Consider the following 24,986-nt stretch of genomic DNA (forward strand, 5'->3'; position numbering starts at 1 on the left):
AATAAAGCGCAGCACTTGCTGCGCTTTATTTTATCTAGAATCTAGCATGGAAGTTGTATTGATTCATGACTCCTGATTTCGAAATCATCACCCCTCGCTTAATACTTAAACTGATTCCTTCAGAAGAAGCGCACACCCTAAGAGATTTACTAGCTGAATCCCCTTCTCTGCATCATTGGCTTGATTGGTGTGATAAAAATATCACACTCAAAGAAGCCCAAGATTTCTTGCTAGCAACACGATTAAATTGGGTTAAAACGGAAGCATTTGGTTTTGGTATTTATGAACGTAAAGATAATTGCCTTGTAGGCATGGCTGCAGTGAATGAGCTGTATCATACCTTCAATATGGCAAGCATTGGTTATTGGGTTGCAGATCGCCATCAACGTAATGGGTTTGCACAAGAAGCCATTGGTGCTCTGGCAGAGTTTTGTTTTGCCAAGCTAAGTTTGGCGCGAGTAGAGATCGTCTGCGATCCAGATAACATCGCAAGTCAGGCATTAATTGAATCTGTTGGTGCACAGAAGGAAGCCATTGCCAGAAACCGTTTTATCTTCCATGGCAAGCCGAAAGATGGCGTAGTGTATTCACTGCTTCCTAGTGACTTAAAATGAAAAAAGCCACCGACATGCGGTGGCTTTTGTTTTGACCTTTGTTTCGCTCTCAACCAAATCAGCTTAAAGAGCCAAATCATCAAATATTAGTGCAGCTTCAAGTTCGGACGCAATACGCGGTTGATGCGACCAACCAGCATCATCAGGCTGGTCTTAATCACACCATGCAGCGCCATTTGGTGCATGCGGTATAGCGAGATGTACACTACACGTGCAATACGACCCTCAACCATCATGGAGCCCTTGGTTAGGTTACCCATCAAGCTGCCTACTGTAGAGAAACGGCTTAGAGAAACCAAAGAACCGTGGTCTTTGTATTCGTAAGCTTTCAGTTCACGACCGTTTAGCTTAGCAACAATGTTGCTGAACGCTTGGCTTGCCATTTGATGTGCCGCTTGAGCACGTGGCGGTACAAATGAACCGTCTGGTTGAGTACATTGTGCCAAATCACCAATAACGAAGATGTCATCGTCACGTGTGGTTTGCAACGTGTTTTTCACCACAAGCTGGTTAATACGGTTCGTTTCTAGACCCGCAATATCTTTGATGAAATCCGGAGCCTTGATACCTGCCGCCCATACCATGATTTGCGCAGGGATCTTCTCACCATCTTTGGTCGTTAAACCATCTTTGTCAGCTTGCGTCACCATGGTCGCAGTGCGTACGTTTACACCTAACTTCACTAGCTCTTGATGCGCAGCAGAAGAAATACGTGGTGGAAGCGCCGGAAGAATACGTTCACCCGCTTCAACTAGGTTTACGTTTAACTTACTAGAATCTAAATCACCAAAACCGTAAGTGCGTAGCTCTTTAACGGCATTGTGTAACTCTGCTGAAAGTTCAACACCTGTTGCACCTGCACCAACGATCGCGATGTCTACCGTGCCGTTACCATTTTTGGCGTGTAGTTTTAAGAACTCGTTGTTCATTTCACTACGGAAACGATGCGCCTGCTCAGGGCTATCCAGGAAGATACAGTTGTCGCGCACTCCTGGTGTGTTGAAATCGTTTGATGTCGAGCCGATTGCCATGACTAAAATATCATATTCTAGTTCACGGCTTGGCATAAGAAGCTCACCATGCTCGTCTTTAAGCTCACTTAGAATGATCACTTTACGTTCACGGTCAATGTCTTGAAGACTGCCCATTTGGAAGTCAAAGCTGTGGTTCTTCGCATGAGCACGATAGCTCAATGCATCCACGCCTTCGTCCAAAGAACCTGTTGCTACTTCGTGCAACAATGGTTTCCACAAGTGGCTCGCTTTACGGTCTACCAGTGTAATTTGCGCTCGGTTCTTACGACCCAGAGTGCGGCCCAGTTTGGTTGCCAACTCAAGGCCACCAGCACCGCCGCCTACAACGATAATGCGTGTCACAATGTTATCCTCTACAAAAATGAATATATGGGTTCAGCTCGATGCTGACTCACAGTCTCACTGCGGCCATACACCCAACCGATGAATTCTTTGGTCTCTAGAGGTGAGCTCACTTTTGGATAAAATACCGATATCTTCTTGTTTGCGCGTAGTGGCTTTGTTGAGTATCGGTTTTGTCTGATACACACGATCTCAGACAATAAATGGGCAAGTTTTTCACTCGCTCTCAATTTTTTTTGATATTTATCAAATTATTTTTACTAAGTTCATTATATAGAGCATTACTTTGATGGCAACAAAAATCCTTACTAGAGCTACGGATTGACTAATTTTCATCTGCTTTACGGTATCGTTTTCGTGCCACAAAAGGTTAAATCAATAAATCAAGATGATAAATCAATACAAAATGTAAAATTTAGCAGAATGGATGTCGTGGATTTGAGCCATGCTTGAAATCAAAACAGCACTTAGATAAGTGCTGTTTAAAATTAATCAAGTTGTTCATTGTCGTACAAGCTATTTATTTTTGAATGCTTTCATTGCTTGCAGATGGTGAGAGATCTTTTTGAACTTGTGTGTTTGAGATTCATCCCAAATGATTTGGTAATAACTATCCAGCTCTGCTGCCGTCTTTGAATTATCATGGATTTCATCTTCTTTGGATAAAATCACCAAACAACGCTCTTGGTTTTTGGTACGAAACTTATCAACACACTTGGTTGCGATGTCTTCGTACTCTTCAGGGCGGTCAATTCGACCTTCCATTGTCTTCTCTGGGTGCAAGTTTGGATTGAACATGACTTGCTTAATACCACAGAGGAAACCAATACGCTCTGACCAGTAAGCGCCTAAACCCACACCACAAATTAGCGGGTTTGGATCGTCAGACTGGTCAATTACTTTAGAGACTTCTTTAAGTAAATGCTGCATATCATGTTTAGGATGAAGCGTGCTGTAATTGATGAAGCGAACATCATCATCAATGAACTGAAGTTGAAGAACTTTTTCGTGGTTACCTGGGCTTGTGCTATCAAAGCCATGCAAGTAAATAATCATTTGTACCTCTCCCTGTGTGTATCTGGTACTTCACTTTAAACTACCACTATTTCCATGTGGTTAAAGCGACAAATGTCATTATGTCTCAAAACAGTGATCTTCCATACATAATGAGTCTTTAAATTCATTCGCACTGCTTAAGTATTGTTCATCACCCCATAATTTATAGGCGAGTAAATACCACAGCATAGCCATCATGAGCGTCCTTGGCTGCCATGCTTTTACGCCATCAATCCAAAGCTGGGTATCTTCTATCTCTCGAATAGCGCAATACCTCTCAACACCGTTAACAATTGGCGCCTCTGCCAATTGAAGAATCAGCGTCAGATCTAAACGTGGATCAGCCAATCCAGCATACTCCCAGTCAATCACTTTTAACCCATCCTGACCTCGAACAAGGTTGTAGCAACCAAGATCAAAGTGACACAAAGAGATAGGGACTGGGGCAACAGATGGTTCAGAACGCCACTTTTGGTAGAGCCGTTCAAACTCAGTGCCTTCATAAACACCTTCCAACTGCATCCAATAGTGATCAACGCGTGATATATAGGAAAATGGAACCAGAGGAATCGCACCAGCTGGATATTGGTGGATACGCGCTGCAACAGGCAATAGCTCCTTGAGATCTATCCCCGATCGTGTGAGCGTTTCTCCTTCGACCCACTCCACCAGCAAGCCAAGTTCATGGACAAAAACAGGCTTAGGGCCAATTTGCAAAGGCTCGATAGTGTTGAGAACTTGGTACTCGTTATGGCGAGAAATAGAAAAGGCCTTGCAAACAATACTGGCTGGCCGCCAGACATATGCAAGACCTTCTGAAGTTTCCAATCGCCAACAGCGGTTGGTGAGCCCTCCAGTAACAGTTTGAACCTTTACTGGAGGAACAGCGAAGAAGCCGTCTAATATGCTTAAGCTCGGATCAAGTTGCTTTGCTTGCTGCCAAGAAAACCATGCCATTCATAACTTCTCCACTTTAGTTCCTACTACCTTACTCAGTAAATAGTCAGGTATTGGGAAAGATTAAAGGCCAAATAAGCTTTTAGATTGCTCTTTACGAATTTCTGTTTCGTCCGCCCATTCAATAAGACCAGTTTCTAGATCCATCAGGCGCATCGTCATTTTGTAATATACGTCTTTATCACTGCCGGCATTTTTCACGATGCTAGAAAGGTTACCGTAAAGCATGTATTGCGCACCGACCATTTTACCAAACTGAATTGCGGTACTCTGGTTCACTAGCTGATCATTGTTCTGAAAGTTCAGTTGCTCACGAACAGACTCAACACGGTCCATATCTACGAAACGAAACTTACCAGAGTTTAGCATCTTAGTAGAGATAGTATCGGTGATGGATTCAGTATCAATGTGTTCGCTGGTTTTATTTTTAATACGTTCTACAAATACGATTGGACGCTGATCACGAGTAATTGCAGCAACAGAGCCCGACATCATCATGCTATCAACCATTTCACCGGCTATTTTTTGTAGATCCGTTGAGCCAAAGTCAATCGTCGTTGTTTCTGTCGCTTGAGCATCGCCGTACGAGACTTTATTCGAACAGCCACCCAGAATGACAGCAAGACCTAAAAGAGCAATAATACTTTTTTTCATGAGAGTTCCTTAGTTTACTCGATACCAAAACCAGTTGTTTTGGTTGCCCAGTTTGACTGGTGAATTAATTATCTTCCGCTTCGCGAATTTGGAGCCTAAATTGAGTTCCTGCAGGGTTAACCGTGACTTCAGAAAGCGATACCTGCTCAAAACCTCGAACGATCATTTTCCGCCAAGGTCCCGGTTTGGTGTTAACCTCTAACCCGTTAGCATCGTACCAATAGAAGCGATATAGAATGTGCTGATCACCCTTGTAGTTGCTACTCAACTGAACAACGCCCCTTGGGCGATCATCAACATAAGTCGTGATAATGTCGTCAACTAATAGACGCCCACCTAACACGTTATCACTGAAAAAAACTTTCTGGGTTTGGCCATCAATGCGAATACCTGCTGTATTGTCAGCACAACCAGTTAAACCAACCAATACCACAATACCAATAAGCCATGCTTTCATTACAACCTCCCTAGTTGCTTGTGCCACACAGTGGAACTCGTACCTTGCCTCGACAACCAAACTAGTGTGGTTTGCTGTGCAGGCACTTCAAACTGGTAAACTTTACTGCCAATATTTAATGTTTGTGGTCCAGCATGAACCACCTTAGATGCTGTATCAACGTGACCTGGCAATGTCTGCCAACTACGCGTATCAGGCTGCTCTGTTAAAGTATTCCATACATTAAACAGCAAGTTGCCGACATCATCGCCTTTGGCTGCCTCTTTACGAATTCTGTCTTTTGCCCACACTCGTAAAGCTTGACGAATAACAATATTAGGCAGACGCTCATTTAAATCATTGCCAGCCATCGCGTTCACATTAACTAATTCACTGGAAGGCAGCTTGTTACCATTCAACGTGACATCACCAAAACGTTGCGTTCCACGTTTCGGGTAGTAAGGCAGTGCAAGCGAATAAATTGCACCATCGCCTCGGCTGTCATAAATCGGTAAATCAATACGCCAACCGTGAAGTGCTTCGACGACACCTTGTTCATCAATGATAATCACCCGGCCTTTAGATTTGCTGAGCTTAGGTGGTGTTTTGCCATATCGCTTTTCTAACATACGCAGATCTTCACGCATGCCCAGCTTTCTTGCTGCTAGCATAGTGCTCTCAATGACTTGCTTATTGTTAGGCATAACAGCGAGTGCTCGACGATAGTCTACATAGGCACTATTCAAATCTCTTGATGCTTCATAAAGCAGTCCCGAAAGGTAGAATAAGTAACCATTTTGTACTGAGCTAAGCTTCTTTCCAGCATCTGGATAGTTTGCGAGTACGCTACCCAAGTTGGCAGACATACCTTGCTTGTTAAGATCCTTTTCGGCCTGCTTTAGTTCCTTTTCACGGGCTTTCTTTGCAGCTTCTTGAACTTGGTTTGCACGGCGAATTTCAACCAACGCCCCCTCTAGATCGTTCTTTTGTAGGTAGTTCAGACCTAGATACAAATGCAAGAAACCGAGCTCGTAGTCGGCGGGTTGGTATTCGTTCAGATTGTCGTTAACAGCCAGAGAACCGACACTGGTCGCTGTTTCCGTAACAGAAATGGTTGCACGCTCTTGTTGTTTGCGTACCGCACGATCGCTGTCTTCGAGTGCCCCCAAGCTTGTTGGATAGTCTTGCGCAAGAAATGAGATTCGACCTCGCTCAAAATTACCAAGTATATCTCCACCAACATCAACCGACTGTAGTTGCTCAGCCTCTGCATAATCACCCGCAACAACAGCCTGATACACTTGCTGATTTTGATCGCTATAGTGACTAAACAGGTTTCCAGCAGAAAGGTTGGCACACCCAACAGCAACCACCATCCAGCTAATTAAACCAATTAGCTTCAAACCTTGTTTCACATTCATCTCCGCAAATGTGGTTGGACAAGAAAACATGGGTGGGAATGCCCACCCACTTTTATACAATTAGCTCAATACCATTGGGCCTAACGGGCGTCCACCCACTAGGTGCATATGGATGTGGTATACTTCCTGACCACCATGCGAGTTACAGTTAACAATCAAACGATAACCGTCTTCTGCAATACCTTCCTTTTTAGCCAGTTTTTTCGCGACAGTGAACATACGTCCCATCATCGCCTCATCTTCTGCTTCTACATCATTCGTTGTTGGAATTAGCTTGTTCGGAATGATAAGAATGTGGCTAGGCGCTCGCGGATTGATATCTCGAAATGCAGTGACTAAATCGTCTTGATAAAGAACATCTGCTGGGATCTCTTTACGGATAATTTTGCTAAAGATGGTTTCTTCCGCCATGGGTACTCCATTTATATAGTGTGTAACCGCTTTAGTATGCGCCAACCCTAGGCTTAGCTCAATAAAAAACAGTGTTCACTTAACATTATCAATATAAGTTGTTACAGAGAAGTTTTTTTTGTCGTGTGCGTCATAAAACGTGCGTCTCAAACTCAATACAATTCAAAGAATTTTGTTAATTTTTTAAGACATAACTATTTTTTTGTCTTGTTTCTGGGAGAGGACGCTAATTATGCGTGGGTCAGTAATTAAACGGATGTATGCAGGCTTTGCACTGATCATAATTCTGTTTGCCGTCACCATTACCATTATGATGAGTGGGATGAGTGATATTCATAACAAGTTTGAAACCGTATCAAAGAATTCTTTACCGTTGGTTTCATTATCAAACCAAACCAGTGTTGAGCTTCTGTCTGCCGACAAGTCTTTTAAAGACTTTCTCACAACAGAGAATAAGCAACGAATGGATGAAATGCGTCAGGAGTTTGCTAAATCTCAAGAACAGTTTACCTCTACGTTAGGGAAACTTGAGACGGCCAGCCGCATCTACCCTTCTTTGAAACAACCTTTTGCCCAGCTCAAAGAAATCGAGCAAAGCTACTTCTCTGAAGCTAAAGAAGCCATGGACAACTATGAGGCGATGTTTGCGGCACAAGAAGAAGTACAAAAATCCTCTCGTCGCTTCCAAAAACTTAACACTGAACTATCGGTTGGTATGAAGGAGTATGTCGCCGATCAATCGAGTATTTCCGTTAAAGTGATGGCAAAAAGCTACTTCATCAAGCTAAAAGACGCTGAGGTAATTACGTCTGATGCATTGGCTAGCAATAACCCAGAGTTTGTAACGAAAGCAGTGACCAAAAACCGCAAAGCGGTAACACATTTAAACTACGCATTCCGTGGATTAGTCACTCAATTACCTGCGCTAAAAGATGCCTTTGGTGAATCTGTTGAACAATTTACTCGTGACGTTGGTCAACGAGGAGGAGTACTTGATCAACACAACAGCTATCTAAGCGCTCGTTCAGCTTTGTACGATAATATCGCTAACCTAGCAACCAAAGTTGATACATCGATGGGTATCCTCGAACAATTTACCGCGACTGCGACAGATAAATTGGAAGAATCACTGACAGATGCCGGAAACATCTACTCGAATGGCGTAACCAAAGCCATTGTTATCGCAATTGTTGTCGTACTATTTGCAGCTGCAATTGGTTATCACATTGCGCATAGCGTTCGTGAGCCATTGACTCGCATTCTAAAAGTGCTAGAGGGCTTGACTGAGGGTGATATGACCCAACGCATTGATAACCGTTACAACAACGAATTCAGCCGCGTCAGTGGACATATCAATACTCTTGCTGACAGCTTGCACAATATTCTTGTTAAGCTAAATGACGCTTCTGACAACCTTTCAAACACGGCTTCTGAAAATGAACAAACGTCATCAGAGGCACAAATGCAGCTTAACAATCAACGTGAGCAGACGGCAAACGTAGCAACAGCAATGACTGAGATGTCTCATTCTGTTCAAGAAGTGGCTCAAAGTGCGCAAGGTTCACTGGAAATGGTGCAGCGAGTGGAGACTGCTTCTGATCAGGGTAGAAATATCATGAACAGCAATATTTCTACGATCAATCAACTAGAGACAAGATTGAATGAGTCTGTATCAGCCGTCGCTGAGTTGCAAAAAATGAGTGGCCAGATTGGCTCAATCTTAGACGTAATTCGTAACATTGCAGAGCAAACCAACCTACTCGCTCTAAACGCTGCTATTGAAGCAGCACGTGCTGGTGAGCAAGGCCGTGGATTCGCGGTGGTTGCTGATGAAGTACGCGTGTTGGCCTCTAAGACCACACAATCGACGACTGAGATAGAATCTATGATTAGCAATCTTCAGACAAGCTCACAATCAGCAAGCCAAGTCATTGAGAGTTGTATGAGTGATATGGAGATGTCGGTTGAACAAGCATCCAAAGCCAACAGTTCGATGGAAGAAATTCAAGCTCTGATCATCGAAATCAGCCAAATGAGTACACATATTTCCCAAGCGGCAGTAGAGCAGAGCGAAACCTCAGCTGATATCGCACGAAATATCGAAGACATTAATAACATCGCAGACAAGAGCTACCATGCAATGGCAAGTATTGCCGCAACTAGTGAGTCACTCACTCACTTGGCTCATCAACAAAATGAATTGGTTCACCGCTTCAAACTATAGATAAAGATATAGGTTATACCGTTTTTAGATAGCAACTCACTGTATGAGGGCGACTTTTTATAAGGTCGCCCTTGTTTTTTATGGACCTTGTCTACATATGGTTATTATGGCTTGCTCATCCCTTTTACTTTCTCTTTTCGAGCAAGCCAAAAAAGAAGGAAAACCTATGGCTGTTCATGTTGGTATTATTGACCAAGACCCTGTGAGATTGGTTACTCCTCTATTGGATAATCGCACTGTCAGTACCCATATCGTCTTTATCGGCGATAAGAGTCAAGCTGACATCTACGAGCGACTGAGTGCCGTGTTAGAGCAGCGAGAAATTACGTCCGAATTTTTTGAAATTCCTTCTGTTGTAAACACTTCTCTGATTAAACAATCGATTCATAAATTAGCAAAAGATCTCCACGATCGAGGCGAAGAAGTAAAACTGAATGCGAGTTGTGGCCTACGTCACCGATTACTGTCTGTATATGAAGTATTCCGTACATACCGTTGGCCAATCTTTGTCGTTGAACCAAACAGTGACAAACTTTGCTGGCTATATCCTGATGGTAAGGAAGACACCCAAGTAGAAGACCACATCACTATCTCTGACTACTTAACCATTTTCGGTGCTCGAGGTGAGTTCCATCATGTTGACCTTCCTCCTCAGCTCGACCAAAAACTGTATGAACTTGGCGAACGTTGGGCGTCTAACGCGTTAGAGCTTGGTCCTGGTCTTGCTACGCTAAACTACCTTGCAACGACTTGTCGTAAAGAGCAGAAGCTAGATGTTGAGCTTTCGGAGAAACAGCAAGGTTACCGTGAACTGAACATGCTGCTGACCGACTTGGTCGAAGCACAAATCGCCACTTACGAAAATGGTGTACTGACGTTTGCTGACGAAGATGCTCGTCGTTTTTCAAATGGTGAATGGCTAGAGACCTTAGTTCATAGTACGGTTAAGCAGATCCAAGATACGATGCCAACGATTCAAGACCGTTCTTTAAATGTGCAGGTTTATCGCAAACTGGGTGAAAGTGAGGTTCGTAATGAACTGGATGTTGCGACCGTAGTAAATAACAAGCTGCACATCATCGAATGTAAGACTAAAGGTATGCGTGATGATGGCGATGACACCCTGTACAAACTTGAATCACTGCGTGACCTTCTAGGCGGTCTGCAAGCACGTGCTATGTTGGTCAGCTTCCGTCCGCTACGCCATAATGATATTACTCGAGCAGAAGATTTAGGCCTGGCGCTAATTGGCCCTGATGAGCTAAAAGATCTGAAGACACACCTGAGTGCATGGTTTGAAGCCGCTGGCGGTTCTGACGAAATCTAATCGTCCATATCCGATCAAAAAAGCAGCCTCGAGCTGCTTTTTTATTGCGTCAGATTCGCTGTCTTTAGCACACAAACAAAACTGACAGATAGAAAAAGCCAGAGGCGAACCTCTGGCTTTTCCCGTTTGTTTAAATGCCAACTAACCGTTGTACTTAAAGCATCTTACGAGCAGCTTCAACTACAACCTTAATTGAGCGAGCTTCCGTTTCTTTCAGCGTTGAATGATCTGGAATCTCTTTTTGTGTACGGTTGATAATTACACCCGCCACACAACCTGCTTTTAGGCCTGAGCTTGCACACATAGTTAGCAGTGTTGCTGACTCCATTTCGAAGTTCAGAACGCCCATGTCCTGCCACTCTTGCATAGAACCTTGGAAACGCTTAACAACACGACCAGAGAAAGTGTCGTAACGTTCTTGGCCTGGGTAGAAAGTATCACTTGAAGCTGTCACACCCATGTGTACTGCAGCACCAGATTCTTCTACTGCCGCTTTCATTGCTGTAGCAATTTCAAAATCAGCGACCGCTGGGAATTCCATTGGAGCAAAGTGTAGGCTCGCACCGTCTAGGCGAACAGAACCTGTAGTAACGATCATATCACCTACGTTTACGTGTGGCTGGATCGCACCTGTAGTACCTACACGTAGGAAAGTACGAACACCTAGTTGCGCTAGCTCTTCTACTGCAATAGACGTAGATGGGCCACCGATACCAGTAGAACAAACCACAACAGGTTTACCATCTAACTCTGCACGGTACAGCGTGTATTCACGATGGCTAGCTAGGAATACTGGGTTTTCCATTTCTTCTGCGATTTTTTGAACGCGCGCTGGATCACCAGGAATAATTGCTAGAGTTGCACCATTAAGATCAGCTTCAGTAATACCTAAATGGAATACAGCTTGAGACATAAGTCGCTCCTTGTTGTGGCTTATTTTGTAAACAATAAGCTCATTAATAAGTTGTTGGGTACAGATGCACTGTAGCGAACCTTTCACCAACATAGAGTGATCGCAATCACAATGAAACAATGTAATAAAACCACACTTTCAAATAAAAACGGTTTAGATCACAGTTTAAGGAGCTCAAGATCATTTCGTTGCATGGGAATAAGTGATTTGCCAAACGAAACAAACACCAAAGCTGTTTCGATTTAATAGGCATAAAAAAACCTGAGACACTTCTGCCTCGGGTCAGTTTTCATTTCACTTTAATGGTTATTTTACTTGCTTAGATTCAAAACGAAGCAATCTCAGAGCGTTCAAAGTAACAAGAGCTGTTGCTCCACTGTCGGCCAACACAGCTACCCACAAGCCTGTTATACCTAGCAAACTCGTTACCAAGAACACGCCTTTCAGTCCTAGAGCCAACGCAACGTTCTGACGGATATTATTGAGCGTCGCACGTGATAGTTCGATCATACCAGCGAGTTCGATCAAACGGTTGTGAGTCAGCGCGGCATCAGCCGTTTCGAGTGCAACGTCAGTACCACCGCCCATTGCAATGCCAATGCTTGAAGCTTTCATCGCTGGTGCGTCGTTAATACCATCGCCTACCATCGCAACCGTGTGCTGCGCTGAAATCTCTTCTACATAGTGCACTTTGTCTGCTGGTAGCAAACTTGCTTTGTAATCAAGGCCAATTTGGTTCGCAATTGCTTCGGCACTGCGAGGGTTGTCACCTGTTAGCATCACAGATGAAATACCCAGTTTCTTCAATGCAGCAACGGCTTGTTGAGCATCTTGACGAAGCGTGTCTTGCCAAGCAATCAAACCTATCACTTCGTGATCGTGGCGTGCGATAACCACAGTTTTACCCTGCCCTTCCAACGCCAAGACTTGCTGCTCTACCTGTTGTGAGATTGGGAAGTCCGCTTTCGATGGTGCAATCACCTGTACCAATTTGCCTTCAACTACGCCAGTTACACCAGAGCCCACTTGCGCGGTTTTATCTGCCGCTTCTGGGATGTTGATGCCTTGTTCTTGCGCTTTGTTCACCAATGAAATGGCCAGTGGGTGGCTTGAGCCAATCTCAATCGATGCCGTTAAGCGAAGCAATTGCTCTTCAGTCACACCAAACGGCACGACATCAGTGACTTGTGGTTTACCTTGTGTCAGCGTACCCGTTTTGTCGAAAGCAACAGATTCAACGCGGCCTAATAGTTCAAGCGCAGCACCACCTTTGATCAGTGCGCCTCGTTTTGCCGCGGCCGCTAAGCCAGAAGTAATCGCCGCAGGCGTGGAGATAACCAAAGCACATGGACATGCGATCAACAACAATGCTAAACCACGGTATACCCACGTTTCCCAAGGCTGAGCAAACAACAATGGTGGCGTGATAATGACTAATAGAGAAACAAGCATCATCAGCGGTGTGTACCAACGGCTGAACTTGTCGAGGAAGCGTTCAAGTGGCGCTTTGCGTGATTCCGCCTCTTCAATCAAATGCAGGATACGGTCAATCGCGTTCTCACCTTGGCGAGAAGTCACTTTTACTTGAACGACTTTATCGACAACCACAGCGCCTGCCATGATTTTACCGCCTTCGTTGTGCTCTACCGGAACAGACTCGCCCGTTAACGCACTTTCATCGAAGCTTGCAGCTTGAGTCATAAGCAGGCCATCCGCAGGCATGCGGCCACCAGGCGCAACTTCAATCACGTCACCGGGTTGAAGCTGTGACGCTGGCACTTCTTGACGTTCACCATCAACAATCAGCGTTGTATTCTCTGGAACGAGATCCATCAATGCTTGAACACCGCTGCGAGCACGAGAGGATGCATATGCTTCTAACTTTTCACCAATAAGGAAAAGCAATAGCACCATCGCCGCTTCCGCGGTTTCACCAAGGTACAGCGCACCTAACGCCGCCACACTCATTAATGTTTCAATCGCAAATGGCGTACCAGTGCGGGCCAACTTGACCGCTTTCATCGCAACCGGATACAAGCCAAGCAAACAGGTCAAAGTAAACAACCAAGTACTTAGCGTTGGATTGAAATCAGAAATGATGCCAGCAAACGCCATCGCACCTGCAATAGAGAGGATCTGAACATTGTCTTTGATAACGCCCAGCCAACCCTTTTTCTCGGCTTTTGGTTTTGGCGCATCTGTCGAAGTCAGTGGGAATCCGGTTTGCTGAGAAACTTGCTCGATAACAGGCGCAAGTGCTCGGTTATCAAAATCGACCACTAGCTTTTCTGTTGCGAACAAGACTTTGGCATTTGTGACCCCCTCAACAGAAGAGATGGCCTTTTCTAGCTTTTGCGCACAGGCAGGACAATCCATGCCTGACACTAGCCAACTATGACGACTGGTGGACTCGAGAGGTTCAGCAGGGCCTTCGTCGTCAACAGAATCCGAACTACAGCTTCCGCCGCTACAACAAGATTCTTCTGAGACAGCAACGGTTGCTTGGGTAATGTTTAGCGTTGGCTTTGCCGGTGCGCAGCATGAGTCACTTGCACCTACTGCCACCGCAGATTTGACTTTGCCTGATTGGCAACCTTGATGTTTCGAACACATAATTCACTTTCCTTATTGGTGATAAACCTTTATCTACCACTAAGAATAAACCTTGGAGCTAACTCCAAGGTCAAGCATATTTATGTCAGATAAACAAAATTTACGCTTTTTCTTCTTCCAAAGCGGTTGCCACTTCATCAATCAATACCGCATCGTGAGAGCAAAAAGGTTGAGTATTGACGCAAGTGATCGCTGGATCGTCTTCTATATCTTCTTCTCCGAAGTTTTGCATCAGGTCTTTAATGTGTTTGTTCAGGACAACTAACGCCAGCAACCCAAACACTATCGTACCCACCGCTTGTCCATATAACACGCCAAGTGCTCCGTACCATTGCGATCCAAAGTAAACGAAAGGCAGAGTGCCAATTGTTGCTTTACCTAAATTGAGTGCTGTCGAGTAAAGTGGCTTACCCAGATTATTGAAGGAGGTATTGGCGACAAACAAAGTACCGTTGAAAACAAAACTGATTGCAACATACGTGCAAAACGCCGCCACAATAATTGCAGCATCACCAGTAAGGCTGAACATAGCCACAATGTAGTCTTGCAGCAAATACAGCACAACGCATACAGCAAGCGTATAAATCGTGGTAACGAGTAAAGAATCCGTCAGTGTCTTTTTCACCCGGTCCATTCGCTCAGCACCAAAGTTCTGTCCAATAATCGGCCCTACTGCACCAGACAGAGCAAAAATCACCGCAAAACAGACAGGCGTTAAGCGACCAATCACAGCAAAACCTGCAACGAAGTCTTCACCAAATTGTGCTATGTGCGTGGTGACAATCGCATTGCCTATGGGTGTAGCCGTATTGGTGATAATTGCAGGCACAGCAATGGCCAAAATTGGTTTTAGGTTGTTTTTAAGAATATCGAGATTGGGAAAGGAAACCAGCTTATGTACTTTGACCAGTGGATATAATGCGAAGGCCAACACCGTGAAACGGGCAATAACAGAAGCAGCCGCGGCCCCTTCCACATTCCATTTAAAAACGAAAATAAACCATGGGTCGAGAATCGCGTTAACAATACCACCAGCCAACGTTGCCCACATAGAGCGCTTTGCATCACCAGCGGCTCGCAACCCGGCACCCGCCGACATACCCAACGCCAGAATCGGCGCGCTTGGCAATAGAATGTTGAGATACGCTTCAGCACGCTCAGCAGCAACACCTTCTGCACCAATCGCAGCTAAGAGCTCTGGTATATGAACATACATACCCACAGTAATCGCTAAGCTGATCATAAAAGCCGTCAGCATAATACTGCCGCTCATCAACCTAGCGCGGTCAAAGTCTTTTGCACCAATAGACTTGGAAACTAATGCTCCCATCGCAATCGACGTACCAATAGAAGCAGAAGTAGAAAAGAAAATCAGCGTCCCTGCAAAGCCAACGGCAGCTGCCAGCTCGACTTGCCCTAACATACTGATGAACAACATATCAAGCAAGTCGACCACAAACAGTGCCATCAAGCCTACTGAGCCCGCACCTGACATCACTAAGATATGGCGCATCGTGGAACCTTGGACAAACTTCGCCTCTTGGGTAGACATATTCTTCCTCAACGACAAAAAGACGCCGAGGCGTCTTTTATCTTAATATTAATTGTTTGATTTTAGACAGGGTGCTGGAAACATTCGTTTAGAGACATACCGATCGCTCTAAGCACATCACGTCTTGTAATGACACCGACCAACTTCTCGTTGTCATCCACTACAGGATACATTTTCGGTTTGCCTATCTTCATCATGTCGGCCAGCTCAATGATCGACATCTCCGGTGATACAGAAAGTACATCATCATGCATACACTCTTCCACCGTATGAGTGTCTTGGCAGTGGTAGCTCGCTTTAACCAACTTATCCAAAAGGTCTTGTTCAGAAAGGAATCCGATGACCTTCTCGTTTTCGTCAATGACAGGTCCACCTAGAGTAACACTTTGCATCACCTTGTCCAAAGCCGCTGTTAGCGACATATTTCTGGTGAACGTCACCGCTTGCAATGTCATGTAATCTTTAACTTTTAGTGAGTGCATTTTTATCTCCTTAGCGGCACGTTTTTGCTGCCTTTAAGATAAGTGTCGTCTAATTTCTTGATTTTACTAAATTGAAATTAGCAATTTTATTTATAGATTTAGGCTATTGATCTCTATCCGAACTGATACATAAGACAAAACAATAAATACACAGTTGCATATTTATTTACCTCGGGTGCAAAACTCAGTCTGGTGATGAACAGTGAAAATATATTGCGTGCACAGAGGTCGAGATAAAGTCGAGTTAATAAAAACTCAAGTTAGAAATAATTAGCTATGCAGTGCAAACAAAAAAGCCAACCTCAAATGGGGCTGGCTTTCGAAGTATTATTACTCGAAGAGATTAAGCATTTTCCATCGCTTCGACGATATCACGAGCAACCGCTTCAGCCACTTTAATACCATCGATACCTGCAGAAAGAATACCTCCAGCGTAGCCTGCACCTTCACCCGCAGGGAAGAAACCTTTTAAGTTAATACTCTGGAAATCTTTACCACGCTTGATACAAACTGGAGAAGACGTACGCGTCTCAACTCCCGTTAGTAGACCATCTTCTGATGCAAAGCCTTTGATCTTACGATCGAATGCCGGAATTGCTTCACGAATCGCTTCGATAGCAAATGCAGGCAGTGCTTTAGATAGGTCAGTCAGTTTAATACCTGGAGTGAATGACGGTTCGACATCACCCAGAGCACTTGGATCGCGGCCTTTCAGGAAGTCACCGATTTTCTGTGCTGGCGCGTCGTAGTTTTCACCACCTAGCATGTAAGCGCCTGACTCTAGCTCACGTTGGAAACGGATACCCGCTAGTGGATCGCCTGGGTAATCTACTTCGGGAGAGATACCCACTACGATAGCACTGTTCGCGTTACGCTCTGCACGAGAGTATTGGCTCATACCGTTAGTTACTACGCGACCCTCTTCTGACGTTGCCGCTACTACCGTACCACCAGGACACATACAGAAACTGTAAACTGTGCGACCATTTTTACAGTGGTGAACCAGTTTGTAGTCTGCCGCGCCAAGAATTGGATGACCAGCATTTGGACCAAAGCGCGCTTCATCGATCATCGATTGCTTGTGCTCGATACGGAAGCCAACAGAGAACGGTTTCGCTTCCATGTAAACGCCACGATCATGCAGCATTTCAAACGTATCACGGGCACTGTGGCCTACCGCTAGCACCACATGACGAGATTTGATCTCTTCACCGTTTGATAGCGTTACGCCTGTGATTTGACCATCTTCCATGTGTAAATCATCAACGCGAGTACTAAAGTGGATTTCACCACCTAGTTCAATGATTGTCGCGCGCATCTTTTCGATCATGGTTACCAGTTTAAAGGTACCGATGTGCGGTTTGCTTACGTATAGGATTTCTTCTGGTGCACCAGCTGCTACAAACTCAGTGATCACTTTACGACCGTAGAAGTTTGGATCTTTTACTTGGCTGTAAAGTTTACCGTCAGAGAAAGTACCCGCACCGCCCTCGCCAAACTGTACATTTGACTCTGGGTTTAGTGTGCGCTTACGCCAAAATCCGAACGTGTCTTTAGTACGTTCACGTACTTCTTTACCACGCTCAACGATGATTGGGTTAAAGCCCATTTGAGCCAAAACCAAACCCGCGAACAAGCCACAAGGTCCAAAACCGATCACCACAGGGCGTTCTGTTAGGTTTTCTGGTGCTTTCGCAACAAACTTGTATTCCATATCTGGTGTTTGGCGAACGTGCGGGTCTTTTTCAAACTTCGCTAGCAACGCTTCTTCATCACCTTCAACAATGATGTCTAGCGTGTAGATAAGATGAATATTGGTTTTCTTACGAGCATCATAGCCGCGTCTAAAGACATTAAAAGAGATAACTTTCTCAGCAGCAATGCCAAGCTTTTTAGTAATCGCGTCTAGTAGCGCGTCTTCCTCATGATCAAGAGGAAGTTTAATTTCATTAATACGAATCATAGGATGTCTCGTTTGGGTCGGTGTCTTAGCCAGAACCGCCATTTCCTTCCCATTGAAGTTAAGAACGAAAAAAGCAGTCAGCTCACAATGGCGCGCATTTTACGAGAAATTGAATTGGCTGTCATACTAAATCCAAGTTGCGCGGCGGAATTAACGTAGCGAATGTTGAATTTTACCTTGGGATGAGTATTATCCCCATTCTTCAATTTTGACTAACTTAAGAGCTGATTATCATGGCGTTTGTCGTAACCGATAACTGTATCCAATGTAAATACACTGACTGTGTCGCGGTATGCCCTGCTGATGCCTTCCACGAAGGCCCGAACTTTATGGTAATCAACCCGATCGAATGCATCGATTGTGGCTTATGCGTGGATGAATGTGCCGCAGCCGCCATCTTCCAAGAAGACGAGCTACCAGAAGATCAAGTGATCTATAAAGAGCTCAACGCAGAACTTGCGGAAATCTGGCCAGTACAAACTGAAGTAAAGCCAGCAATGGATGAAGCAGAAAAGTGGAATGGTGTGCCAAACAAGTTGGACATGCTAGAAAAATAAGCCACAAGCAAGAGATCCCCGACTCGGTCGTCCCTCCCTCTCGAGGATGACATTCAAAGGCGGGGTGATCTTTTCGATGGGTAAACACAAACACCATCAAAATCCTTCGATGATTTCCCTAGGATACGTTTAGCAACGGCACCTAGCTTCCCATTTGACCCCGATTAAAAATAGGCTCGTCATTCCCGATAGCGACGAAGGAGCTCAGTCGGGAATCTCGTTTTTCTGATCGAATGTTTCTTCTAGCTGTGTTGACGACGCATGTTATCCAGAATAATACCTGTCGCCATTGCCACGTTTAGTGATTCTGCACCGCCAAAGGCTGGAATGGTTATTTTGTCAGTCACAAATTTAGACGCGGCTTCACGTACACCGTGAGATTCGCTGCCCATCAACAAAATGCCTTCTGCTGAAAACTCTGTCTTATGCACGCTCTCCCCTTCAAGGAACGCGCCATATACTGGCAAGTTTGCTTCTTCTAAGTAGCTTGGTAAATCCACAAGGCTAACTTGCACACGACCAAAGCTGCCCATAGTTGCACTGATGGTTTTTGGGTTGTAAGGATCGGCACAATCTGTGCTCGCAATGATGTGCTTAATGCCGTACCAATCCGCAACGCGGATGATTGTGCCCAAGTTACCCGGATCAGAAACACCATCCAGTGCAATCATCAAACCTTGAGCTTGTGGCACTTTTACATTTGGAATATCCACCACGGCGATGGCTGCGTTGTTACTCACAAGTGTACTTGCTTTGGTCAAATCATCGAGTGACGCTTCAATGCATTCGAAGCCATTTAGCTCTTGGCGGTGCTGCTCTAGAAACTCAGCGGTTGCAAAGATCTGTTTTACCGTTAGCGAGCTGTTTGCCAATTCCAGTACGTTCTTTTCACCTTGAACCAGAAATAAGCCGTGCGCTTTACGCTGCTTCTTTTGACCAAGAGCACGAAGCAGTTTTAGTTGGTTTTTTGAAATCATGAAATATCCCAGATGAAAATTGGCATGGACTAAAGCACCAAATTATAGAATAAAGTGAAATGAACAAAAAGAGACGCCGGAAACGAAAAAGCCTCGCTGTATAAGCGAGGCTTTTAAAGGGTGGGACCCCAGCCACATCCCGGCACACAAGTCACACGCTGCGGCTGCTTCCTTCCGGACCTGACCGAGTTCACGAGCTATTGTTGCGAGAGGACCAGAGCCCCATAATTCTGTTTTGAGAGCGTGTCTCAAATGATGTGAGGATTATTCAGTATCGCCTCTAAGATTGCAAGGGCTAAAGCAATGAATTTCCCCATTTCACTTCCGTTTGCACAAAAGTCGGTCAATTCAACAATTAAACCCCAATATCATCGATACTCTTTTGCATCGTCTCTTGCCGTGATGCTTGCTTTCTTTGGTACATATCCTCATCGGCAAGATGGAGAGCACTCTCTAAACTCAATGTCTTTTTACGATTAACCGAGCAACCCACAGAGACTGATATAGGATGAGCTTCATCTAACATTTCATCCTGTAAGGTAATGGTTGTCAGTTTTTCTATTGCCAGCTCTAACTGTGCTTGAGTCGGGTTACCAATAAGAATGAACTCATCTCCTCCAAGACGATAGCTTCTGCCATCCCACAAGGTTTTAATGTCATTTGAGAGCTTTTGTAACACTAAATCACCAGCTCGGTGACCGTATGTATCGTTGATTTGCTTGAAACGATTAATGTCTAGATAGAGGATTGCCAATTCTGGAGAGACTCCCTGGCGAAAACGCAATTGCAATGACCTGCGATTGCGTAACCCTGTTAAATTATCGGTATTGGATTGACGATAAAGGTAAATCGATACACAGATTGCAAATATCAGTACAAATAGGAATACCGCTTGAGTTTGGGTTGCAAGTCTCACCTCGTACTCTAATGCTGTGCGCCAATCTGGCCTTAAATCATATCGAGCAACAATATTGTCCAAATTCAGCATGGATATCGCTCTAGAAAAGTATGGCGCCAATAATTCACCTTTAGTGGACTTTGCTAAGCCAACTGAAAGCTGTGATTGATAAAACTCACCAATCGCATTGTCCTGCTCGATGGGCAATAACTCACTTAGACGAAGAAAATGGTTGAGCATCGCAGTATCCATCGCGATATAGTCCACCTCTCGCTCAAGTAGTGCATCGATGAGGGCTTGTTGATTTTCATATCTTTTCAAACTTTTTAGCGGCAACATTTGGCTCAAAAGATGATCAAAAAAGTCTTCTTTCACCACACCAATACGTTCAGAGATTAGCTGGGAGACATGAGAATAGACATTGGGTTTGTATCCTAGGCGCCTTACCATGACCGAACTTGGCGAATAATGCGGCTGGGTAAAGTAGCTAAATGCACGGCGGTCACGGCTTATCGTTAGCGGTGCTATCATGTCGATGTCACCTTGAATGAACTGGCTATACATACTTTCCCAGCTTTCATCCTTTTGACTCACAATCTCACACTTTAAGTTCAAGATATCGCAGCTTTTGTGGACTACCTCAGCCGTCATGCCCTCAATGGTTCCATCATCGTTGTAAACCACGTAAGGGAAGATAGGCTCAAGCTTAATGATTATCGGCTGCTTCAAATCAATTGGTAAGGTACTTAACCCTTCCCGTAAAGCGCTCTGACGAAGATCAAACTGATATTTTGCGACCCTTTCCCGAAGTAATTTTTGTACTTCTTCACTATGGATATACTCAGAAAAAGCCTCTAGCTCATGTAAATGCAGACCTTTAGGGCTAACAATGGAAACAGGCTTAATCGATATTTGATCATTAAGTAATTGCGCATCAAACCCATCTAACAACATGGGCTTGAGTTGGTTGATGGCATCGACAACACCATCAACCCTACCACTATTCAGTAGTTCAACGGCTTCATCGTGGCCTTGATAAAACACCTGCTCGATATCCGGATAATAGTGCCTGATAAGCTCTGAGTATATTGTATCCTGAGGCACGCCAACGTTATGAATGTCATCCAAGGTTTTATCTGTGTGACCGAATAGGTAGGTGTATTCGATATTCGTTGGGCGGGAATAACTAAAGCGTTTTGCTCGCTTATCTGTGAAGGTTATATTTGCGGCAAAATCGCTCTCACCTTCTGCGACAGAGTCCAGAATGGCGTCAAAACTAGAAAAATTGACGTATCGTATCGATACATCAAACTCTGCTGAAATCGCATCAAACAAAGCTCTTGTAACGATATCATCCGCTTCGGTCGCAACTTTATATTCTTTCTGGTGCACCGACTGAGCAAACAATAACGGACTGAACTGCAGTAAATAAGCAAATACCAGCCCTTTAAAAATCTTAACCATGACCAACTAATTATGCATACGGTTGGTTGGGCCACTCACCCAACAACATGTAACTGACATACCGAACAAATATGAAAATCCGAACATATACTATTCGGCTTCATTTTTCATTGATTGATGAAGAGACTGTAGAGAGTATCACTCTTTCTCGTTAAATTTCTGTACGTTACAATTCTGCCTGTTCATCACTACTGCGCAAGATATAGTCTGTCATCCAAGCCGTACCCAACAAACAAATCCAGACCACAAATACGGGATTAGGGACATCGATATTTGGGTTAACAACCAATGCAGCAAAGCCTACAGTTGGTAATGTCCAACAGAGTAACTTTCCCCAACGCATTGAGTTTTTAATCTTAGTCAGCGCTTCCATAGAGGCGAGGATCCCCGTGACACTGAGCGCAACTAATACAGCGTATGGCAAATCCGCCAACCATAATGGCAACAATAACAACAGTGACCACCAGCTGTGTTTCTCTGACGGTTTCCAATGGTTAGCTGCCCACCACATCACGATAACCGACAGCGTTTGAACAACGGTTATCCAAGGAGTCCCATCTAGCTTACCAGCTTGTTGCGTTACCATGATACCGACCTGTAACGTGAGCACTATTAGACCTGCAGTAAGTAAAACCCCCAGTGAACTGCGTCTCGAAAACACCACCATAAGTAATGGAAATAGAATCAACACACCAATCGACAAAGCAATTGGCTGCATTGATAACGTCAATCCATAAACGGTCATGGCTCCTAGGAGTATTAATCCGGCAATACCACCTTGCGGTAGTATCCACAGTGCAGGAATCATCAATGCAAGAACGGGAATGTCTCCTTCGCTCAAACTGATGGCACGAGCACACACCACGGCAAGAAGAGTCGTAACGAGAAATTGAAGTGTCGAAAAAATCATAGCGCCTCCTGGCTTCCCCAACCAACCTGGTAACTCAACGGCATATCAACCTAGGCCTTTAACGTCATTGAGCGGGTCTATATAAACTAAGACTGAGCTTGTTTTTGTATTTCCAACTTGCTCTTAGAGATCAGCTGCGGCTCACAAAAGAAACAACAAAACACGATGAAGACATATGAGCGGCAAATGATGTTAAGGAGCAAGAACTGATAGTGAAGTACAAGTCTTGTGTATTACCATTCCTTGGTAAACAACAGTGGACACTTTCAGTATGGACCAATTTCTAATGCAAATCTTTGCTGTAATTCACCAAATTCCTATTGGACGAGTTTCAACTTACGGCGAGATCGCAAAAATGGCAGGCTATCCTGGTTATGCAAGGCACGTAGGTAAAGCATTAGGGAATCTACCAGAAGGCAGCAAACTTCCATGGTTTCGTGTGATTAACAGCCAAGGAAAAATTTCGTTAAAAGGTCGCGATCTAGAAAGGCAAAAGCAGAAGCTTGAAGCAGAAGGCATTGAAGTGTCTGAGATCGGAAAAATCTCACTTAAAAAATACAAATGGCAGCCTTAAGCTGCCATTTACCATCAACTGGGCTAACGATTAACGCGTCCCAACTAGACGAATATTTGCTTCGTGCGTTTGCTCAGCATCTGTGATCACGGGAATGCTTGTGTCGTTGATGAAACGTAGTTTGCCGTCCACTTCAATTCGCGCACGTAGGCTGTAACGGTGGTTTGGTTTAATATCGTTGCTGTTGTAGCTTAATTCAAATGACAAAGGGACTTGTTTACCCTCTGTCTCGAATTCCTGTTTTGCGAGAACTTTCGCAGGAGCATCCGCTAAAGACACGTCCTCTAAGGCTATCGTTACGACCGCATGAGGAGGAAGAGCAATACGCTCACGATAAGCCACTGTACCCGTAATCGTCTTCATTGATGCCTCAGCTGTTGCAGATTCTGTTGTTTGAGAACTTTGACAACCCACTAGAGCTGCGCCAAGTAGTAGAGAAGTAACAAGTAGTAGTGATTTTTTCATATATTCCTCAATAGGTGTATAAATTCGAAGCAAGTATAATCTTAGACTATTAAACTGTCTGCTATACCGCGCATTATTTGACAATAGTTTGACTAAGTTAGAAATTACCAAACAATTGATTTTGTTTCATAATTGAAGCAATCAAAAATCTTAAGTTGAGGAGAGAGCATGAGTAAACCACTAAAAGAGTTGCTGAGTCTATTACAGCTCGAAAAGTTAGAAGAAGGTTTATTCCGCGGTCAAAGTGAAAACTTAGGACTACCGCAAGTCTATGGTGGGCAAGTTATCGGACAAGCCTTATCGGCAGCCCGCTATACCGTAGAAGAAGCTCGCACGGTACACTCATTCCATAGCTACTTTCTTTACCCTGGAGATCCAGAAAAGCCGATCATCTATGATGTTGAGAACCTGCGAGATGGCCGCAGCTTTAGTACTCGTCGAGTTAAAGCCATTCAAAATGGCCGACCAATTTTCTACCTGACGGCGTCTTACCATGGTGACGCACCTGGGTTTGATCACCAAAACACCATGCCCGACATTCCTGGGCCGGAAAATTTCCCTTCCGAAACGGAGCTAGCAAGCCACATTGCCGAGTTCTTACCAGAACGACTACGTAAAACGTTCTGCGGCGAAAAACCCATTGAAACGCGCCCGGTGAACATCGTTAACCCACTAAATCCTAAGAAAACAGAACCAAAGCAGTATCTGTGGATTCGTGCAAATGGCGAGATGCCTGACAACCAGCTGATTCACCAATATCTACTGGCTTACGCATCTGATTGGGGCTTCTTGACCACGGCTCTTCATCCACACGAAGTATCGCTGATGACACCAAACTTCCAAGTAGCGACTATTGACCACTCAATCTGGTTCCATCGTCCATTTAAGATGGATGACTGGTTGTTGTATGTAATTGAAAGTCCAACGGCGAGTAACACTCGCGGCTTGGTTCGTGGTGAGATATACAATCAACAAGGTCACCTTGTTGCAACAGCAGTCCAAGAAGGCGTCATGCGTTTTACTAAGTAATTTGGCTTCTAGCCCCAAAAACAAAGGAGTGCTTATGCACTCCTTAGGGTCTGTTGATCTTTCACGGTTAAATTTTGTTCGAGATAAAATCGTTTTGGGCGAGGCAAGGAGTG

General features: G+C 44.5%; 22 protein-coding genes and 1 other RNA gene. 6 read left to right on the forward strand and 17 right to left on the reverse strand.

All coding sequences use genetic code 11. From position 1 onward, the window contains the following. Positions 1-65: 65 nt before the first annotated feature. Positions 66-614, forward strand: a complete 549-nt coding sequence (locus ACTS60_RS17415) for a GNAT family N-acetyltransferase (RefSeq protein ID WP_440889282.1) — start codon at positions 66-68, stop codon at positions 612-614. An 86-nt stretch (positions 615-700) separates the two neighbouring features. On the opposite strand, the gene ACTS60_RS17420 is transcribed toward ACTS60_RS17415, so the two are convergent. From ACTS60_RS17420 to hinT, 7 genes are all read right to left on the reverse strand, one after another. Continuing rightward, the gene (locus tag ACTS60_RS17420; protein WP_440889283.1) at positions 701-1,990 is read right to left on the reverse strand and encodes an NAD(P)/FAD-dependent oxidoreductase; all 1,290 of its coding nucleotides are present in this window, start codon (positions 1,988-1,990) and stop codon (positions 701-703) included. Positions 1,991-2,506: 516 nt separating this feature from the next. Next, positions 2,507-3,046, reverse strand: coding sequence for an alpha/beta hydrolase YcfP (gene ycfP, locus ACTS60_RS17425; RefSeq protein WP_440889284.1), 540 nt, complete (start codon positions 3,044-3,046; stop codon positions 2,507-2,509). A 78-nt stretch (positions 3,047-3,124) separates the two neighbouring features. Continuing rightward, positions 3,125-4,003 carry a thiamine kinase gene (gene thiK / locus ACTS60_RS17430; RefSeq protein WP_440889285.1) on the reverse strand — a complete coding sequence of 293 codons (879 nt, stop codon included), beginning with the start codon at positions 4,001-4,003 and terminating at the stop codon, positions 3,125-3,127. 63 nt (positions 4,004-4,066) lie between these two features. Further along, positions 4,067-4,657: a penicillin-binding protein activator LpoB gene (lpoB, locus tag ACTS60_RS17435; protein WP_440889286.1), complete on the reverse strand. Its 591-nt coding sequence runs from the start codon at positions 4,655-4,657 to the stop codon at positions 4,067-4,069. 64 nt (positions 4,658-4,721) lie between these two features. Continuing rightward, the gene (locus ACTS60_RS17440; RefSeq protein ID WP_440889287.1) at positions 4,722-5,114 is read right to left on the reverse strand and encodes a YcfL family protein; all 393 of its coding nucleotides are present in this window, start codon (positions 5,112-5,114) and stop codon (positions 4,722-4,724) included. Further along, on the reverse strand, positions 5,114-6,508 hold the full coding sequence (locus ACTS60_RS17445; protein WP_440889288.1) for a COG3014 family protein: 1,395 nt from the start codon (positions 6,506-6,508) through the stop codon (positions 5,114-5,116). Before ACTS60_RS17445 ends, ACTS60_RS17440 begins: the two co-directional genes overlap by 1 nt. Positions 6,509-6,574: 66 nt before the next feature. Continuing rightward, entirely contained in the window at positions 6,575-6,925 is a 351-nt protein-coding gene (gene hinT / locus ACTS60_RS17450) for a purine nucleoside phosphoramidase (protein WP_440889289.1), read from the reverse strand. A gap of 232 nt (positions 6,926-7,157) precedes the next feature. On the opposite strand from hinT, the gene ACTS60_RS17455 reads away from it, so the two are divergent. After that, complete coding sequence (locus ACTS60_RS17455; protein WP_440889290.1) at positions 7,158-9,149, forward strand: methyl-accepting chemotaxis protein; 1,992 nt, start codon at positions 7,158-7,160, stop codon at positions 9,147-9,149. Between the two features lie 166 nt (positions 9,150-9,315). Next, the gene (locus tag ACTS60_RS17460; protein ID WP_440889291.1) at positions 9,316-10,476 is read left to right on the forward strand and encodes a DUF1887 family protein; all 1,161 of its coding nucleotides are present in this window, start codon (positions 9,316-9,318) and stop codon (positions 10,474-10,476) included. Positions 10,477-10,630: 154 nt separating this feature from the next. Here the strand turns inward: ACTS60_RS17460 and udp are convergent, their stop codons facing one another. The 5 genes from udp to ACTS60_RS17485 all read right to left on the reverse strand — a co-directional run bounded on the left by udp (position 10,631) and on the right by ACTS60_RS17485 (position 17,999). Next, entirely contained in the window at positions 10,631-11,389 is a 759-nt protein-coding gene (gene udp / locus ACTS60_RS17465; protein WP_010447108.1) for a uridine phosphorylase, read from the reverse strand. Positions 11,390-11,695: 306 nt separating this feature from the next. Then, a complete protein-coding gene (locus ACTS60_RS17470) occupies positions 11,696-14,002 on the reverse strand; it encodes a zinc/cadmium/mercury/lead-transporting ATPase (RefSeq protein ID WP_440889292.1) in 2,307 nt (768 codons plus the stop codon). Between the two features lie 100 nt (positions 14,003-14,102). Continuing rightward, positions 14,103-15,554, reverse strand: a complete 1,452-nt coding sequence (locus tag ACTS60_RS17475) for an MATE family efflux transporter (protein ID WP_440889293.1) — start codon at positions 15,552-15,554, stop codon at positions 14,103-14,105. A gap of 62 nt (positions 15,555-15,616) precedes the next feature. Further along, a complete protein-coding gene (locus ACTS60_RS17480) occupies positions 15,617-16,036 on the reverse strand; it encodes a CBS domain-containing protein (protein ID WP_440889294.1) in 420 nt (139 codons plus the stop codon). Between the two features lie 343 nt (positions 16,037-16,379). Next, complete coding sequence (locus ACTS60_RS17485) at positions 16,380-17,999, reverse strand: NAD(P)/FAD-dependent oxidoreductase (RefSeq protein WP_440889295.1); 1,620 nt, start codon at positions 17,997-17,999, stop codon at positions 16,380-16,382. 233 nt (positions 18,000-18,232) lie between these two features. Between ACTS60_RS17485 and fdxA the strand changes: the two genes are divergently transcribed. Then, positions 18,233-18,556: a ferredoxin FdxA gene (gene fdxA, locus ACTS60_RS17490; protein WP_005431654.1), complete on the forward strand. Its 324-nt coding sequence runs from the start codon at positions 18,233-18,235 to the stop codon at positions 18,554-18,556. Positions 18,557-18,798: 242 nt separating this feature from the next. On the opposite strand, the gene ACTS60_RS17495 is transcribed toward fdxA, so the two are convergent. From ACTS60_RS17495 to ACTS60_RS17510, 4 genes are all read right to left on the reverse strand, one after another. Beyond that, a complete protein-coding gene (locus ACTS60_RS17495) occupies positions 18,799-19,533 on the reverse strand; it encodes an RNA methyltransferase (RefSeq protein ID WP_440889296.1) in 735 nt (244 codons plus the stop codon). A gap of 123 nt (positions 19,534-19,656) precedes the next feature. Then, positions 19,657-19,753, reverse strand: an RNA gene (gene ffs, locus ACTS60_RS17500) — signal recognition particle sRNA small type. 135 nt (positions 19,754-19,888) lie between these two features. Next, complete coding sequence (locus ACTS60_RS17505) at positions 19,889-21,895, reverse strand: GGDEF domain-containing protein (protein ID WP_440889297.1); 2,007 nt, start codon at positions 21,893-21,895, stop codon at positions 19,889-19,891. Positions 21,896-22,061: 166 nt separating this feature from the next. Further along, positions 22,062-22,805, reverse strand: coding sequence for a hypothetical protein (locus tag ACTS60_RS17510; protein ID WP_440889298.1), 744 nt, complete (start codon positions 22,803-22,805; stop codon positions 22,062-22,064). Positions 22,806-23,076: 271 nt separating this feature from the next. Between ACTS60_RS17510 and ACTS60_RS17515 the strand changes: the two genes are divergently transcribed. Beyond that, a complete protein-coding gene (locus tag ACTS60_RS17515) occupies positions 23,077-23,379 on the forward strand; it encodes a DNA base-flipping protein (protein WP_440889299.1) in 303 nt (100 codons plus the stop codon). A gap of 30 nt (positions 23,380-23,409) precedes the next feature. Here the strand turns inward: ACTS60_RS17515 and ACTS60_RS17520 are convergent, their stop codons facing one another. Then, positions 23,410-23,844, reverse strand: a complete 435-nt coding sequence (locus ACTS60_RS17520; protein ID WP_440889300.1) for a YbaY family lipoprotein — start codon at positions 23,842-23,844, stop codon at positions 23,410-23,412. Between the two features lie 168 nt (positions 23,845-24,012). Between ACTS60_RS17520 and tesB the strand changes: the two genes are divergently transcribed. Then, a complete protein-coding gene (gene tesB / locus ACTS60_RS17525; protein WP_440889301.1) occupies positions 24,013-24,873 on the forward strand; it encodes an acyl-CoA thioesterase II in 861 nt (286 codons plus the stop codon). The last annotated feature ends 113 nt before the right edge of the window (positions 24,874-24,986 follow it).

Source organism: Vibrio sp. WZ-1 (genome assembly GCF_052037695.1).
Taxonomy (GTDB): Bacteria; Pseudomonadota; Gammaproteobacteria; order Enterobacterales; family Vibrionaceae; genus Vibrio.